Below are 18,476 nucleotides of genomic sequence, written 5' to 3'. Positions count from 1 at the left end.
TCCATATGACATTTTCAAAAAAGTCACTATGGTTACTCTTCTTAACTTTAACGCTAACACTTGTTTTAGCAGCTTGTGGTGGCGATAAGAAAGAAGAGACAGACAACGGTGGTACTTCAAACAACAACGAAGGATCACAATCGGAAGGAAGCGAAAAAGCAGCTGAAGCTGGTGGCGATTTAATTATTGCTGAATTATCAGATGCTTCATCATTAGACCCACACGGTTCAAATGATGTGTCATCTTCAAATGTTCAAGGTAATATTTATGAAACTTTAGTTGTACGTGATGCTAACGGTGATTTAGCACCTGGCTTAGCAGAATCTTGGACACAAGTTGATGACTTAACTTGGGAATTCAAGTTACGTACTGGTGTTACTTTCCACGATGGCGAAGCATTCAATGCAGATGCTGTTAAGAAAAACTTTGATCGCGTATTAGACCCGGATGTTGGTTCTCCACGTGCATTCTTATACGAAATGGTTACAGAAGTAAAGGTAGTTGATGAAACAACTGTACAATTTGTTACAGAGTATCCATTCTCACCATTACTTGCACACTTAACGCATAACGGCGGTGGCATCATTTCTCCAAAATCAATTGATGATGACTACGCTGCAATGACTGGTGATACAGCAGCAGGTTCTGTAATCGGTACAAACCCAGTTGGTACTGGTCCATTCAAATTCGTTTCTTGGACGCCAGGTAACGAAATTAAATTAGAGAAAAATGCTGACTACTGGGGCACGCCAGCACATGTTGACACTGTAACAATTAAAGTAGTTCCAGAAATGGCTACACGCGTTGCTGAGCTACAATCAGGCAATGCTCATATTATTGGTACTGTTGAGCCTAACCAAGTAGCAAATGTAAACGCTTCAGGCGTTGCAACTGTTGATGAAACACCATCAACATCTTTAACTTATATCGGTTTCAATACACAAAAAGCACCATTTGATAACAAGCTTGTTCGTCAAGCGATTTCAAAAGCAATTGACCGTCAAACTCTAATTGATGGTATTTATGAAGGTTACGGTATTCCAGCAATCAGTCCACTTTCACCAGGCATCTTTGGTTATACAGAGGACGTAACACCGACAAACTATGATATTGAAGAAGCAAAAGCTTTACTTGCAGAAGCAGGCTACGCTGATGGATTCAAAACAACACTTTGGACAAATGACAACCCTGCTCGTCAAAATGTTGCGGTTGTTTTACAAGATGCTTTAAAACAATTAAACATTGATGTAAGCATTGAAGTAATGGAGTTCGGTGCATATTTAGAGAAAACAGCTGCTGGTGAGCATGATATGTTCATCCTAGGATGGTCAAACGCTACTGGTGATGCTGACTACGGTCTATATGCATTATTCCACTCTTCTCAACACGGTGACCCAGGTAACCGTTCATTCTACTCTAACACTGAAGTAGACGAATTATTAAATGCTGGTCGTCGTGAAGCAGACCAAGATGCTCGTCTAGGCATCTACACTGACGCAATCAAAATGATTTCAGACGATGCACCAATGGCATTCGTTTTACACCCATCAATTTTAACTGGTGTATCTGATAAAGTGTCAGGCTTCCGCGTAACATCTGACAGCATGTACCACTTAAAAGACGTTAAAATTAGCCAATAATCGCTAATAATAACCGAAAAAGCTACCTCGGAAATCGCTAGGCGATTTTCCAAGGTAGCTTTTTTATTTCCGTATTTAAACAATTCACTTCCCTAAAACGGGCTCATACGTATATCCAATTCTGTTGTTATTTTTTCTATTTGTAGCAAACTTTCAAATGACAATGGGTTTGGCTGTGGTAACTGCTCTTTTGTTAATAGTGTTTGATTAAATTTTTGTAAAAATGCATTCGCCATCACTAAATAGCCTTCCATTGTCGGATGGAAATCTGAAATATTTGGCAAGTACGCTTTAGCATTTGCTGCAAAGATTTCTTCAACCGCAATAAAATACGCACCATGTCGCTCAGCTTGCTGCTGTAAAATTTGGTTTAACAAACGTAGCTGCTGCTGTGTGCCTTCCATTTGTGTAGGATGTACATGCGGGTATGGGAAGTAATAGCCCATTACATAGATTGTAGCATGTGGTGCATATTGCTCTAGCTTCTCTAAAAGTATTCCTATATTTTGGCGTACTTGATTCAAAGAAAAATCGGCTGTTAGCTGCGAAAAGCTCAATGTACCTGCCTGCGGGCGATGCTGTACAATTTGCAATAAATCATTCGCCCCTGCTGATATTGTAATGACTGTCGCCTTTGCCAACAACGCTTTCGCATCTGGCTGTTCTATACGTTGTAAAACATTCGCTACTGTGTAGCCTGGAAATGTTAATTCCTTTGAGTAATATTGCAGCTCATTCGTCAATGTGAGCTGCATCGCAATTAAATCAGTGTATCCTGTATCAATTTGTCGGTAAGGGGTTTGCCCAGCAGCTAGCGAATCTCCTAGCGGAATATATACTTCTTGCGCCTGCACTGTTGTAGCACCAACAAACAGCAATATAACAATGAGCCATTTTTTCATTGCCTCACCTGCTTAAAATGCCCAGCTTCCTTGACGGAAAATTGGCTCATATGTGCCGTCCTCTAATTCACCGTCAATATTCATTTCACCGCTACCAATCATAAAGTCCTCATGTGTAATAGATGTGTTGATACCTAACGATTCAAGCTGAGCTTGTTCAAGCTCACGTCCACCTTCGTAGCAGGTCGGATATGCTTCACCAATCGCTAAATGATTTGATGCATTTTCATCAAACAATGTGTTGTAATACAAAATATTTGAAGCTGAAATCGGCGATTCATGTGGTACTAAAGCAACTTCGCCTAAATAGCACGAGCCTTCGTCCGCATGAATTAATTCCTGCAATAGTTCATTACCAACCTCTGCCTTCGCAGCGGTAATTTTCCCCGCCTCAAACGTCAACGTAAATTGGTCAATGATGTTCCCTTTATAAACTAGGGGCTTCGTATTTGATACTGTGCCGTTTACACCATATTTCGCTGGCAGTGTGTATACTTCCTCCGTTGGCATATTAGCAATAAAAATTGTTCCTTTTGGGGTTTTACTACTACCGCATTGCCAAATATGTTTCTCCGGTAGCTCGATTGTTAAATTTGTACCAGATGCTTTGTAATGTAGCTTTTTATATTTTTTACTATTTAACTTTTCGGCTCTCGCCTCCAGATTTGCAATATGGTTTTGCCATTGCGCCACAGCATTTCCTTGCCCAATATGCACCGTTGCAAAAATTGCCTCCCATAAAGCGTTTACTTGCTTATCTGCCGCCAAGCTTGGAAATACTTTTGCCGCCCATTTTGTAGATGGTACAGCAATAATCGACCATGCAATATCATCATTCATTACCGCTTTTCGATAATTCACAAGCGCACTTCCTGCTGCCTTTTGCTGTGTGGCAAGTTTTGCTACATCAATACCTGCTAATAAGTCTGGGTCCTCAGCATCAATCCATAATAATGCTCCTTGACGTGCAATTAATTCCTCACGCTGTGCAACAATCCACTGTGGAAACTTGTTAATCTCCTCTGTTGTTGCATGCTCAAAAAATGCGCGCTCAAATACTGCATCCGTTAAATTAACATGTACACGCCCTGCACCTGCCTCATATGCTTTTTCTACAACTAAGCGTGTAAAATCTAACGTATCTGTCGATGTATTAATTAATAAATACTGCCCCTGTTGAATGTTTACCCCTACGCGTACAGCTAGCTCCGCGTACTCAGCTAATTTCTCCTCAAATGTCATAGTAAATTTCTCCTTTATTTGTTAATTGTTTTTGAGTTTCCTTCGATTAGCTCACCTTTATGCCATATCTTTTGAATCGCTTTAAGTCCTAGTTCACGCAGCCATTTCTTATATGTTTTTTCATCGCGATATGATAGCAATGTCAACACTTCACCATCTGCACCAGCACGCCCTGTTCGACCAGAGCGGTGCGTATACTGCTCAATTGTACGGGGAACATCTACATGTATAACATGTGTTAATCCGGTAATATCTAATCCTCGTGCGGCAATATCTGTAGCAATTAAAATGCGAGCTTCGCCTTTGCGAAATGCATCTAATGTTTTCTTGCGCTCTTCCTTTTTCATATCAGAATGAAGCGCAACTATCGGTGCTTCTTTATAGGATAATTTACTTTGCTTCATTAGCACTTGGTCAATATTATTAGCAAATGCTAATGCGCGCACACCCGAAATATTTGCTAAGCGACGTAGCAAATCTGTTTTATCTCGCTCATCCACCTTTATAAATGAATGAACAATTTTACCGACCTTGACCATATCTTCAGGCTTAATTTTAATATTTACTGGCTCAAACATTAGTCGTTCTGCTACAATTTCAATTTCCTCTGTAATTGTCGCCGACACGACAACAACTTGGCGCCCATATGCTGCCCCATCTATAAATGACTTTACAACAACACGATATTCACGGCTTAATAGCTGATCACACTCATCAAGTACAACCGTTTCAATTTCCTTTAATTTTAGCTTTCCGGAACGGGCTAGCTCATTTAAGCGCCCTGGCGTACCTACAACAATTGTCGGCTTCTTTTTCAGCTTTTCAATTTGACGGGCTGCATTTGCTCCACCAATTAATTGCTGGACGGTAATTTCTGACCCTTCAGTCCACTCACGAATGACATTTACAATTTGCATTGCTAGCTCTTGCGATGGTGCAACGATAAGTGCCTGTGTCTGTTTTTTGCTACCGTTTACTTTATTTAAAATCGGAAGTACATATGCTAATGTTTTTCCTGAACCAGTTGGTGATTCTGCTACGATATCTTTCCCATCTAGCATTGCTGGAATCATTTCCTGCTGAATTTTCATTTCTTGCTCAAATGTCCACTTTTTTTGTAATGTTTCGTTCAATAATTGAATCGCCGACATGATTATACCCACCTTCATCTTACTTATTGTATTAGTTAGTGTATCATATTTTTTCATATAAACGATAGCGTCCCAAATGCTCGCGGTTGCTGACATTTGGGACGCTATCTGTAGACATGTTTTTTAAAAAAGGTTTAAGGGAACTCTTTATTTTTTAAAGCGTGCCTAATATTTCGTTGATTTCCGTTGCGGGGGACGCTTTCCTCGGGGTGCGGCTTCAACTAATTTATTTCGGCATTTGCCGAAATAAATGGATTTTCAGCTCGCACTAATCCCGATGGAGTCGCCCCCTCCACTGCAATCAACGAGTGTATGCCTAATAAAAGGGATTTACCCCCAATAAAACACGCTAATTAATAGGCAATATTTACATAATGAAAACATCTAAATTCAAAACATTCTATCTCTAAAAAAACTCATTAAAAAAATAACTAGCTTCTCTTTTTGACAAAAGAAAAACACCGTTAAAATCAGTGTTTTCCTTTCATTTTCAAAATGGCTTTCCCTATCGTTCACAAGAACATATTTTATCATAACACCATATGCCAGCGTGCAAAATGCCGTGCAGTGACCGGCATTTTGCACGCCTCTAATCCACTACTTCATAGCCACATGCAATAATCGCTGCTTCTGCAAGAACGAGTAGTGAGTCAATATAGCCTGCCCCTAAACGCAGCTCCTTATTAACGATTGATAGCTCCGTACAGCCTAACACAATAAAATCGCATTGCTCCTGCCACAATTCCTCTTCAATTGGTTGCCACAATTCCCTACTCACATCTTTGCCTGCTTTCACATAATCATAAATAACAGTCATTAACTGTTGCTGCATTGCCTTTTTTAGCAAAACTGGCTCAATATCTACCTCTTGCAATGCTTGTTGATATACGCCTGCCGCTAAAGTGCCATCTGTCGCTAAAACCCCTACTCTCATTGCCCTATGCTTACTTGCACGTTTAGCCGTCTCTCGAATCATATGCAAAATCGGCACAGGACAAGCTTCCTGCATATCGTCATAAAAAGTATGCGCCGTATTGCATGGGATACAAATAATATCAGCACCATATGCAGCAAGCTTTTGTGCATCTCGCTGCAAGTATGGTACAGGGTTTTCTTTTGTTCTATCTAAAATATAAGCCGTGCGATCAGGAATTGTTGTGTCATTATCGATGATTGTGTGTATATGCTCTTGGTCTTTATTTGCTAGCGTTCGGCGCACAATCATTTCGCCGATAAACATTGTTGCAAGCGGACCTACACCGCCAATAATACCTAGTGTTTTTTTCATCTATTCAGTCAAACCTTTATTGTTAAAGTATTTCTTATATTTTCGATAGTAATTTAAGCTGTTGAGTGTAAGCTTTGCCCAACGCTTCATATTCATATCCTTGCTATAAAATAAGGAGTTAGTAAATTTCCCTTGACGAATTAAGCTTTTCGCTTCCATTTTCATTTTTTCATTGGAAGCATATTTGAACAATACGCCTTTCGGAATAATCATCCATAAGTGAGGGTTGTCGCCATATGTTAACTGCTGCTTAATATTTAACATATAATCATCCGCGACATATTTCATTAAATTATAGCCAGCCGCTGTTACATAATAGCTAGAGCGACCGTTACGTAAATTGATTTCAAATAGCTTATACTGTCCATCGCGCGTATCGTATTTCATATCAAAGTTAGCAAAGCCTGTGTAGCCAATATCCTCTAAAAAGAAGCGTACTTGGTCCATTAACTCCTTATCATACGTCGTAATAATCGCTGCATAGCTCCCAATACCTTCGGGTGAATGCTCCTCTAAAATTGGGTTGCCTAAGCACATTAGCTTCACTTTTCCATCCTTCCCTACATACGCATTAAGTACACGCATATACGAATCATCGCCGGGAATAAACTCCTGAATAATTAATGTATCCTGATAGCTCGATTGATAAATTGCCTTTAAAATAGCCTTTTGCTCAGCCTCATCATGCGCTACGAATACTTTCTTTTTTCCTGGGAATGAGCAGGCCCAATAAGCTACCGAGTTCGAGGCTTTAATAATAATTGGGTAGCTAAAAGGGGGCTCAAAATGCTCATAGTTTTCCACTGTCACGGTTGTTGTACCCGGATATTTAAAGCCATATTTATCACACATTTTATAGAAGTTTTCCTTCAATAAAATTTGATCCATTAGCTCTTCATCGATATACGGCACGGTGAAATAGTTTTGTAGTGCTGGTTTATTTTTAATAATTAATTTTGCATAATCATCACCACATGCTAATAATAACAGTTTTTTCCCCTCATATTGCTGTGCTATTTTTTCTAAGGCAGGTAAAAATACATCATCTTCATTTAAACGGTCAATTGCTTGGAAGTTTAAAATACTGCTATCTTGCGTGGCTGTTAAATGTGAGCGCCCTAGTACAAGCGGGCGAATACCGTATGCCTCAAAAAAAGAACGAGCCATACCATAAGCGTTCATATCTGATCCTAATAATATTGGTAAAAATGGTTGTTCCATTAATTTTTTCAACTCTCTTTATTTTGTTTTATAGGCTTTAGTGTATCATATTTTAGCCATTTCTTACGCAAAAACTCTTTACAAAAAGACAAAAACATAAAAACAGGCTATTATATTTATAGCAAAAATGTGGATTTACCTTCCCTAGCTTAAATCTGTATTTTCAACTTCTTTCAGCGGATGTTTGGACACCCACTGATAAAGAAGAACTCAGCCTAAAACAAGTGCTTGCTAAGATAACGAATAAGTGACTAACATTGTGCTAACCTGACTTGCGGTGGATGTCATAAATTTTGCAGAGATGACTGCGTGATGCAGACCGGTTAAACATTGCTACAGGATGTGACGGTTTTATGTGAACTTCCACTAAACAGCTCGGAAAAATCTGGACTAGAGTTAATCAAGGCGTAATTGATTACTCATTGCTATGTCTAGACCAACTAGAGTTTTTATAATTTAATAAAACAAGCGTTAGTTTTCCACATAATAAATACAGAGAAGGAAGTGATACGATGCAACAAACTGCTGAACAGCTACAAGCGCTAGAATTAGAAATTATACAAACATTAGACATGCTAATCCATTTAGCAATAGAGGAAAAGCATGCTGAAATGAATATAGCCTTTGCTAAATTACTAGCAAAAGTACAGGAGGCTAGCTTGATAGATTATCAACTTAACATACTTGTCGAGCCACAAGCCTACGCGACTGAAACATGTCTCCTCCTACAAAGCTTGCAAGAAGCAAAATCAAAGCCGCGCAAAAGGCATAAGCTTCTAACACATCGCATGATCCTGAAAATATGGCTCCGTAAAAATCAACTTTTCAGAAAAGAATTTTTGCCGCAAATGTTCTAGGCTGACATCTTCACACACCCTTTGCAACGAGTAACCGCAGGTACACGTTCTTTTTTATGCCAAAAGCAAAGCGACAGGCACATATGTTTTTTAGCGAATATTGAATTTGAAGGCTAAAATCGTCTGAAAAGGAGCTGCCCAAAACAACTTTTGGGACAGCTCCTAGTTTTTTAGCTCATATTGTTTATTTTTCCATTGCTGAAACCAGCTTATTATCTCTACATCGGGCTCTATCGCGAGCTGTTCTTTGAGCATTTTCTCTAACAATACATACTGCTCCTCAACCGCACTCTTATTCCCAATTGCATCATAGAGCTTCATCAATGTGAAATAATGCGATTCCTCCTCTATATTTAGCTTTTGTAGCTTCTTTTCAATTGCAATTGCACGTTCAAATTTTTGTTCTTTTATATAAAATTCACTCAACTCTAGTGCACGTTGGAGCCACAATCGTTTTAAATGCTCTCGCTCACTTTCTGCCCAAATATAATCACAATCATTTAAAAAGTGCTCCTTATAAGCATTTACAGCCTCCTCATGCTTTTCATATGTAGCATTTGAAAGAGCTGGTAATGCTTTAAGCTGCTTTCTCCATTCATGAACATCCACAAGGACATTTCCTAATTGCAGCTGATAGCCTGAATCAAATAATGGGCTAGAGATTGAAATATCATGCAAATTATATTTTTTTAATGTTTGGCGAATGGTAGAAATTGTTGTGTATAGGTGATTTACAGCCTTATTGACGTCCACACCTTCCCAAAACATTTCTAGTAATGCATCTCTCAAAATTGTTTTTTCATGATTAGATACCATATAAGCAAAAACTTCCTTTGCCTTCGCTGTGCGCCACTTCATTGCCTGCACTTGCCCGTCTGCTAGAACAACTTTAAGTCCACCAAAAAGTTGAAGTAAGGTGCTATTGTTTTTAGTTATTAGCTTATTGCTATAGATTGATTGCAATCTAGTCATCGTCTTATGCAATCGCTCTTTTCGTACAGGCTTTAGCATATAGTCAATCGCATGTACATTAAACGCATCAATTGCATAACGATCATATCCCGTAATAAAAACAACTTCCACATCCGGTTGAATTTCTTGAATTTTCTCGGCAAGCTCTAAGCCGTTTAAAACAGGCATTTCAATATCTGCAAAGATAATATCAGGCTTCAGTTCATTTATATTTTCCAAAACCTCTAATGGATTTGTAAATTCACCGACAATCTCAATCGGCTGTATTTCGCAATTGATTAATAGTTTCTTTAAACGTTGTATTGGTAAAATTTCATCATCTACAAGTATTACCCTCAAGGTACATCCTTCCTCCTTCCAATTATCACCTTTACAATATTGACCTTAATTCGAAAATTAAAGGAAACACCCTTGTGAAACAAATAAAAACTTCCTTGCAGCTCAAGAGTGATATAAGTCAGTTAATCATTGCGCGTATAGTACCATTTTGAGCTAACTTCGAGTAATTAGCGCGAAAAGAGTTAGCCCAATCATAATCCATTTTAAAATGGCTTTTACACTTTAGTACATCATATTATACTCTTGGTAAAGTCTAATATTTGATGTAACATACTTATATATCGGATGTTTAATAAATATTTTATTCGTAAATAAAAGTATTTCAATAAAAATGGAGCGATATTCTATGCTTACTAGAAATCGAAAATATAAACGAGTACTACAAATTACAATAATTTTTTCACTATTTATTGTATTACTTTTTTCTTTACGCTTTAGCTGGTTGCATTACTTTTCCTTTTCCAATGAAGCTGAGATTAACAAAGGCGTATTAGATTTCGAACAAATTCAAAACACTAGAGAGTTTAAAATGCATTTAGATGGTGAATGGGTTTTGTTCCCTAACATTTTACTTATTTCAAAAGATGCAATGCAATCTGGTACATCCCTTTATTCCCATTTGCCAGAAACATGGGATCCGTACCTTGAGCAAAAGCCAGGCCATGTGCCTTATGGTTCGTATTATTTAAAAATAATTAATGTGCCTGACTTGCCTATTATTTATAGCTTAACCATTCCAGCGAGCCTTTCACCTTACACTCTTTATGTGAACGAAAAATATACCGGTAGCCATGGAAAGCATACATTGAATCCTAAAAAACCATCTGAGGACCCTAGACCAGCTACTTTCCATTTTCAATTGCAGCCCGGCGATAATGAAATTATTATTTCTGGCTTTCATATGAATCAGCATCTACCAGGTGGATTAACAACATCACTTATTTTTGGCGATTCGTATTCTATCGATCAAATAAAATGGTATTCAATTATTGCACAAATAATCGTTTGCGCATTTATTGTTTTTTATGCCCTAAGTGCTATTTTACTATTAATTTTAGGAGTAAAGAGAAGTGCTATTGGCTATTTTTTACTTTTAATTACTTCCTTGTTTATGACTATTATTCTTTCCAGCGATAAGCTTCTTCTTTCGTATGTAAAAATCGACTGGGTATCATCAGCGAAAATATTACAGTTTTCCTATGCCATGATGTTACTTTGGCTGATATTGTTTTTTAATGAATTAACAAAAAAATACATTAAAACTAAAATATTAAACATTTTTGCTTTCATTTGCTTTGTTTATTTATTGTTGATTGCAACAATGCCAATTGATTTTATTTACTATATGGAATTTATATTTTATATGCTTTTCGTTATCACAGCAATTTTGCTAACAGTTTTTATTTATAAAATTGCTTTACTTCAGCGCAAAGGCTATATAATGTTGCTTTTAATAGCTGCGGCACTCATTAATCATAGTGTATTTTTAATCCTGAATCATTTTGTAACGACATCTTATACTTATTATCCATTTGATTTACTAATTGTTGTAACAGCTTTCTTAGCCTTTTGGTTTATTAGCTATTTTTATAAATCATCTAAATCGGAGCAACTTGCTAGCAATCTCCAACAAGAGATGTATAGGAAAGATGATTTTCTTGCCAATACGTCCAATGAGCTGCGTACACCTTTACAGCATATGCTAAGTATCGCCCAATCTTTATTAGCCCAAAAAGAACAGCATGACCTAAGGCTATTAGTAACAATTGGTCAGCATATGTCCTTTATGTTGGATGGTTTACTCGATTTGATTCACCTGAAAGAACAAACAATTAAACTGGAAATTACCCCTGTTAATATTAACCAGATTGTAACGAGTGTTTGTGATATGTTCCAACTAGCCATTAAAGACAAGCCGCTAAAGCTGCTTATTGATTTACCAGCAGATTTACCGCCAGTGCTAGCAGACGAAAATCGCCTTATTCAAGTATTCATTAATTTAATTCATAACGCGATTAAATTTACCGATGAAGGCTCTATTACAATTCATGCCAAAGTGTTAGGCAATCAGCTTTATATTTCTGTTATAGATACTGGGATTGGAATTGAGAAGAGCAAGCAATCTCTAATTTTTGAACCCTACGAGCAAGTTGAGGCGAATATCACCTCACATGCTCATATTGGCTTAGGGCTCGGTCTAAGCATTAGTAAAGAAATTATTGAATTGCATGGTGGCTCTCTTGATGTGACATCAACATTTGGGATTGGCTCTACCTTTACATTTTCTCTACCAATCGCAAAAGGGTTAACGCTTGGACAAAGTGAGTCTTCACTTGAACAAAGCAATAATTTATCAAAATATATCTTTTTACAAAATGATTTAACTGAAATTGTGCAGGAGCTCGCCGTTTCAGCTAGTGAGCATGTAGCAACAGCTAACCCAGCCCATATTTTGCTTGTCGATGCAGACCCTTTGAGCTTACAAGTATTATTAAAAGCTTTAACAACTGAGTTTTACCAAATCGAAACAGCAATGAACGGGATAGATGCACTTGCTAAAATTGAAAAACATAGCTTTGATTTAGTAATTTCAGATACGGTATTGCCACAAATGTCAGGCTATGAATTGGCAAAGCAAATTCGTCAACGATTCTCTATTTCAGAGCTACCTATTTTATTTTTAACGGCGCGCCAGCAAAGTGAAGATATTCGACTTGCCTTTTTAAACGGCGCAAATGACTATGTGAAAAAACCAATTGAATATGTTGAGTTGAAATCTCGCGTCGATGCGCTTATTCAAGTAAAACAATCTAGTGAGGAGCGATTACGCTTCGAGGCTGCATGGTTACAGGCACAAATTCAGCCACATTTTTTCTTCAACACACTCAACGCAATTATTTCATTGCATAATGTCGACAATGAAAAAATGGAGGAGCTATTACTCGCCTTCAACGACTATTTACAAATGAGCTTTAATTTCGAAAATGTTGACTTGCTCGTGCCTATTGATTATGAATTAAGGCTTGTGCGCTCTTACATGGCAATTGAACAAATTCGTTTTGATAATCGAATTGCAATCGTATGGGATATTCCAGATAATATTGCATTTTCTGTCCCGCCTTTAGCGCTACAAACACTTGTCGAAAACGCGGTGCGCCATGGTCTATTAAGCCGTCCAGAAGGTGGTACAGTTACACTGCGAATTATAGAACATGCCGAACATTATCTAGTCGAAATTATCGACGATGGCGTTGGCTTTGAGAAAAAGTTAATTGACCCAAAAGAAAGTGTTGGACTTACTAATACGGAGCAACGTTTAAAGCAATTATTTGGCGTAACGCTAACCATTGATAGTGTTGTCGGAAAAGGGACAACAATTTCCTTCCCGATTCCGAAAGAAAATCATTAAGCTTATTTTCAATTCAACTACAAAGATTTTCAAATACTTCAATAGAATGCAGCTAGCTAACACTTTTATTTACCGACAGCCGTTTGCACTTTACCCCGCATTAACGGGCAGTAAGAGACTTAAGTGAAAATCAGCTTCAGAATAAATCCGAGGCCCACTGCCCGTAAATGCCCGATTGGTTCAACTAACAATCAGTGGGGAAAAGCATCCACTGATTGAAGTTTCACTTTACCCCGCATTAACGGGCAGTAAAAGACTCAAGTGAAAATCAGCTTTAGAATAAGTCCGAGGTCCACTGCCCGTAAATGCCCGATTGGTTCAACTAACAATCAGTGGAGAAAAGCATCCACTGATTGAAGTTTCACTTTACCCCGCATTAACGGGCAGTAAGAGACTTAAGTGAAAATCGGCTTCAGAATAAGTCCGAGGTCCACTGCCCGTAAATGCCCGATTGGTTCAACTAACAATCAGTGGGGAAAAGCATCCACTGATTGAAGTTTCACTATATTGAAGTATTTATTTAAAGCAAGCTTGAATACTCAAAACAAGCCTGCTTTACCCTTATATTCGATTTTGTAACTTCTTTTTTCGTTTATTTTGCCATTGCTGATACCAGCTCGTTACTTCCTTGCTTGGCTCTATTGCTAATTGCTCCTCTAATACTTGCTTTAATAATGTATATTGCTCTTCGACTGCCTCAGCGTTATTTAATATGTCATATAGCTTCATTAACGTGAAGTACTGTAACTCCTCATCTACATCAAGTAATTGCAGTTTTTTTTCAACTGCAATTGCTCGTTCATACATTTGCTCCTGTATATAAAATTCACTAAGCTGTGAGGCATGCTGACGCCACATTTTCTTCAAACGCTCTCGCTCACTTTCAGCCCAAATATAATCACAATCCATTAAAAAATGATTTTTATACGCATTAAATACACGCTCGTGCTCCTCGTATGTATCCTTTGTCAAATTCGGAAGTGCTTTCAACTGCTTTATCCATTCATCTACATCAACAAGTACACTACCAAGCTGCAATTGATAACCTGAATCAAGCAATAAACTAGATATTTGCACATCCAAACCGTATTGCTTTAATGTTTTCCTAATAGTATAAATCGTTGTATAGAGCTGCTTTATCGATTTCTCTATATCTACCTCAGACCAAAACAATTCGAGTAGCATATCCCTTGATATAGATTTTTCATGTCGAGATAATATATAAGAAAAAATTTCCTTTGCCTTTGCTGTACGCCACTTCATTGATTGCTCTTGACCGTCCGAGGTTACAACCTTAAGCCCTCCAAAAAGTTGAAGAGAAGTACTATTGCTCTTCTGCATCTGCTTATCACTAAGGATTGTTTGAAGTCTCGCCAGCGTTCTATGCACTCGCTCCTTCTGTACAGGCTTCAACATATAATCAATTGCATGAATATTAAATGCATCTATCGCATAACGATCAAATCCAGTAATAAATACAATTTCCACAGACGGCTGTATTTCTTGAATTTTTTCAGCAAGCTCCAATCCGTTTAAAACAGGCATTTCAATATCTGAAAATATAACATCAGGCTGCAAGCTTTTAATATTTTCATATGCTTCGATTGGGTCATTGTATTCTCCAACGATATCAATTTTCAGTAACTCATTTTCCAATAATAATTTTTTCAACAGAGATATTGGTAATTTCTCGTCATCTATTAATAATACTCTCAACAAGCGTACTCCTTCCTTTTTTCACCTAATATGTTAAATAAATTGACACCTCTTTATATTTCTACTAACTTATTACAATATTAACTATTGGTTAAGCTCTCTATTTAGTGTAACATATTTTTATATCGTACTAATTCGTCAACATTTAATTGGAAATTAAAAGAAAATATGGAGTTCTATTAATTATGATAAAAAAACAGGATTATTATTACAAGCTGAAAATTATTGCTATCGCTTTGCTATTTTTTTTACTGCTTTTTTTTATGCGCTTAAGTTGGGTCAACTATTTTTCATTCGCAGACGAAGTCGAAATTCAACAAGGGGTTATGGATTTTGAACAAATTAATAACAGCAAAAGCTTCAAAGTGTATCTTGATGGAGAGTGGGAGTTTTTCCCCAACACTATACTTGTTACGACAAAAAATAAAAATTCCACTCCTCTATACTCACATTTACCCGAAACATGGGACACGTACATAAAACGCAAACCTGCTACGACACCTCATGGCTCATACTATTTAAAAATTACCAATGCACCAGATTCAGACACACTTTACGGTCTGACAATACCTGCTAGCCTATCCTCCTATACACTTTCTGTTAATAATACACAAGTTGGTGGATACGGTAACTTGGTTAATTTAAGAAAAACTGGCACGGATACTAGACCTGTTACTTATTATTTTTCACTACAACCTGGAGATAATGAAATTATTATTGCCGGCTTTCACACAAATGAGCATACATCTGGCGGTTTAACAAAATCACTTGTTTTTGGTGATTTGCATTCTATCGAAAATTTAAAGTGGTATTCTGCTGTTACACAAATTATTGTTTGTGCTATTTTTCTGTTTTATCTACTTTATACGATTTTACTATTTATTATTGGTATACGAGAAACTGTGTTGCTCTATTTTTCATTACTCGTTCTATCAACATTTGTTACGATTGTTGTATCTAGCAATAAGTTACTTTTATGGTATGTACCGCTCGATTGGATTTCGTCGACGAAACTGTTTTTCTTTTCATATATTATGACGATGCTTTGGTTTATTTTATTTTTAAATGAGTTAATAAAAAACTTTGTGAATACAAAACTACTGAATACGGTTATCGCCTTTTGCTTTATTTACTTATTATTTATAGCGGTTGCACCTATTGACTATATTTTCTATACAGAAATAATTTTCTATTTATTATTTTTCATTTCACCTATCATTCTAGCAATGATTATTTATAAAGTAGCGATATCTAGACAGAGAGGCACAATCATACTGCTTTTAACAGCTACAGCGATTATTAATAACTCATTATTTATTATTATTAATCGATCATTAACAACACCCTATAGTCATTATCCTTTTGATTTGCTCATTGCGATTACAGCCTTATCTGGTTTTTGGTTTATGCGTTATTTTCATATATCTGTTCAATCAAAGCAGCTTTCCATTAAGCTTCAACAAGAAATGTATCGCAAGGATGATTTTCTCGCTAATACATCTCATGAACTGCGTACACCGCTCCAGCATATGCTAAGTATTGCGCAATCGCTATTAGCAAAAAAAGAGCAGCATGATTTAAGACTTTTAGTGACAATCGGTCATCATATGTCGTTTATGCTGGACGGTTTACTAGATTTAATTCATCTAAAAGAACGAACGCTTAATTTGCAAATTAAGCCAATTAACATACAACATATTGCGGCAAGCGTTTGCGATATGTTTCAGCTTACAATTAAAGGAAATCCAATAAAACTCATTATTGACTTACCGCCAGATTTACCACCAGTGCTGGCTGATGAAAATCGACTTATTCAAGTGTTTATTAACTTAATTCATAATGCCATTAAATTTACCGAACAAGGCACTATAACAATTCATGCCAAAGCGATAGGCAATCAGCTATTTATTTCTATTACAGACACAGGGATTGGAATTGAAAAGAGCAAGCAAGCACTTATATTTGAACCGTATGAGCAAGCTGACGCAAATGTTAAATCCTCTCGCCATATAGGATTGGGGCTCGGATTAAGCATTTGCAAAGAAATTATAGACTTACATGATGGCTCCCTTACTGTGACTTCTGTAATTAATGAAGGTTCTTGCTTTACATTTTCTTTACCAATTGCAAAGGGCTTAACAGTAAATCAGGTTGAGGCTACTACTAGCAGTACATTATCGAAGTATATTTTTTTACAGGATGATTTAACCGTTGTGGAGCAGGAACTGGCTTCCACAGAGGATAAAGCTACTCCCCCAGTTAGCTTGGCAAATATTTTAATTGTGGATGCAGATCCTTTAAGCTTACAAGTACTATTGAAAGTGTTATCAACAGCTTCCTATAAAATTGATACAGCCTTAAATGGCACAGAAGCCCTTGAAAAAATTTGTGAACATAGCTATGATTTAGTGATTTCAGATATTATGTTGCCACATATGTCAGGCTATGAATTAGCGAAACAAATTCGCGAGCAATTTTCAATTTCAGAACTACCTATTTTATTCTTAACAGCGCGTCAACAAAGTGAAGATATTCGACTTGCTTTCTTAAATGGTGCAAATGACTATGTGAAAAAGCCAATTGAATATATTGAGCTCAAATCACGTGTCGATGCACTTATTCAAGTAAAGCAGTCAAGTGAGGAGCGATTGCGCTTTGAGGCTGCATGGCTGCAAGCACAAATTCAGCCTCACTTCTTCTTCAACACATTAAATGCAATTATTTCCTTGCACGGTGTGGATAATAACAAGATGGAGAAGCTATTACTTGCCTTCGGTAATTATTTACAAATGAGCTTCGACTTTCAAAATGTAGATTTAGTTGTCCCAATTGAGTATGAGTTAAAGCTTGTACGCTCTTATTTAGAAATTGAACAAATTCGCTTTGGGGATAGGATTCAAATTATATGGGATATACCTAAGGGCTTAATATTAAATGTGCCACCCCTCTCTATTCAAACATTAGTAGAAAACGCAATCCGTCACGGCATTTCACCACAGCGGGAAGGCGGTACGATTACGATTCGTATTACGGAATCTGTCGAAGAATATAAAGTAAAGATTATTGACAACGGAGCTGGCTTTAATACATCTGGTCCTCGCAAGCAAGGCGGTGTTGGTCTCATTAATACCGAACAGCGCATAAAACAAATTTTCGGCACAGAGCTAGTTATAGAAAGTATGGTTGGAGTTGGAACAACAGTTACATTTATCATCCCCAACTCCCACACCTCTTTAATTAAATAAATGCTAAAATAAAGTGTCGGGCAAGGGACTGTCCAAAAAGCCGTGCATAGCCTGCATTTTGGACAGTAGCGATGATGTTTCGCAAAATGTTGATTCATATAAGCAGAGAACGCCTCTTTTAAAAATAGGATGAACATGGGTTTTAGCAACGTTATCCTCCAGTAAAAGGGAAGCGATGAAAACATTTATTTCAATAAGGTGTCAAAACAAAATGGACTTTTCGGACAACTCCCTAACCCGATACTTTTTATAGAAAAATTTTAGTTCCTCCATAATCCAAACTTTCTTTCATTCAAAATACAATCATTTTTAATTTCTCCTCACGATATACACGAAGCTGCCCAAGAAGGATTCGCATTGAAAGTGGGATTTTCGCTTCTTCTCTTTCACTTACAGGAAACACTGCTCAATCCTTTGTTTTACTCATTTTCAGAGAAAGCCCTCTAGCAGCCCTTTTGCTAAAGCACCATCGGCAGCATCCAAAATGTTAGCTA

General features: G+C 37.1%; 11 protein-coding genes. 4 read left to right on the top strand and 7 right to left on the bottom strand.

Going from position 1 to position 18,476, the window contains the following annotated elements:
- Positions 1-5: 5 nt before the first annotated feature.
- Positions 6-1,640 carry a glutathione ABC transporter substrate-binding protein gene (locus tag C9J36_RS15045; protein ID WP_107943627.1) on the top strand — a complete coding sequence of 545 codons (1,635 nt, stop codon included), beginning with the start codon at positions 6-8 and terminating at the stop codon, positions 1,638-1,640.
- Between the two features lie 92 nt (positions 1,641-1,732).
- Here C9J36_RS15045 and C9J36_RS15040 read toward each other — a convergent pair whose 3' ends face one another.
- The 5 genes from C9J36_RS15040 to C9J36_RS15020 all read right to left on the bottom strand — a co-directional run bounded on the left by C9J36_RS15040 (position 1,733) and on the right by C9J36_RS15020 (position 7,444).
- On the bottom strand, positions 1,733-2,542 hold the full coding sequence (locus C9J36_RS15040; protein WP_107943626.1) for an SGNH/GDSL hydrolase family protein: 810 nt from the start codon (positions 2,540-2,542) through the stop codon (positions 1,733-1,735).
- Positions 2,543-2,554: 12 nt separating this feature from the next.
- Complete coding sequence (locus C9J36_RS15035) at positions 2,555-3,784, bottom strand: aminopeptidase (protein WP_107943625.1); 1,230 nt, start codon at positions 3,782-3,784, stop codon at positions 2,555-2,557.
- Positions 3,785-3,798: 14 nt separating this feature from the next.
- Positions 3,799-4,935 carry a DEAD/DEAH box helicase gene (locus C9J36_RS15030; RefSeq protein WP_066164724.1) on the bottom strand — a complete coding sequence of 379 codons (1,137 nt, stop codon included), beginning with the start codon at positions 4,933-4,935 and terminating at the stop codon, positions 3,799-3,801.
- Between the two features lie 589 nt (positions 4,936-5,524).
- Positions 5,525-6,223 carry a cysteate racemase gene (gene cuyB, locus C9J36_RS15025; protein ID WP_107943624.1) on the bottom strand — a complete coding sequence of 233 codons (699 nt, stop codon included), beginning with the start codon at positions 6,221-6,223 and terminating at the stop codon, positions 5,525-5,527.
- Positions 6,224-7,444, bottom strand: a complete 1,221-nt coding sequence (locus C9J36_RS15020; protein ID WP_107943623.1) for a carboxylate--amine ligase — start codon at positions 7,442-7,444, stop codon at positions 6,224-6,226.
- Between the two features lie 512 nt (positions 7,445-7,956).
- On the opposite strand from C9J36_RS15020, the gene C9J36_RS15015 reads away from it, so the two are divergent.
- Positions 7,957-8,301, top strand: coding sequence for a hypothetical protein (locus C9J36_RS15015; RefSeq protein ID WP_066164716.1), 345 nt, complete (start codon positions 7,957-7,959; stop codon positions 8,299-8,301).
- 162 nt (positions 8,302-8,463) lie between these two features.
- Here C9J36_RS15015 and C9J36_RS15010 read toward each other — a convergent pair whose 3' ends face one another.
- On the bottom strand, positions 8,464-9,612 hold the full coding sequence (locus C9J36_RS15010; RefSeq protein ID WP_107943622.1) for a response regulator: 1,149 nt from the start codon (positions 9,610-9,612) through the stop codon (positions 8,464-8,466).
- Positions 9,613-9,958: 346 nt separating this feature from the next.
- Between C9J36_RS15010 and C9J36_RS15005 the strand changes: the two genes are divergently transcribed.
- Positions 9,959-13,021, top strand: coding sequence for an ATP-binding response regulator (locus C9J36_RS15005; RefSeq protein WP_161956448.1), 3,063 nt, complete (start codon positions 9,959-9,961; stop codon positions 13,019-13,021).
- 561 nt (positions 13,022-13,582) lie between these two features.
- Here C9J36_RS15005 and C9J36_RS15000 read toward each other — a convergent pair.
- Entirely contained in the window at positions 13,583-14,737 is a 1,155-nt protein-coding gene (locus C9J36_RS15000; protein WP_107943620.1) for a response regulator, read from the bottom strand.
- A gap of 185 nt (positions 14,738-14,922) precedes the next feature.
- Between C9J36_RS15000 and C9J36_RS14995 the strand changes: the two genes are divergently transcribed.
- Positions 14,923-17,982 (top strand): hybrid sensor histidine kinase/response regulator, encoded by a 3,060-nt coding sequence (locus C9J36_RS14995; RefSeq protein WP_107943619.1) that lies wholly within the window; start codon positions 14,923-14,925, stop codon positions 17,980-17,982.
- Positions 17,983-18,476 lie beyond the last annotated feature (494 nt).

This window comes from Metasolibacillus fluoroglycofenilyticus, from assembly GCF_003049645.1.
In the GTDB taxonomy this organism is placed as follows: Bacteria; Bacillota; Bacilli; order Bacillales_A; family Planococcaceae; genus Metasolibacillus; species Metasolibacillus fluoroglycofenilyticus.
This window is presented reverse-complemented; position numbering and strand designations above follow the sequence as displayed.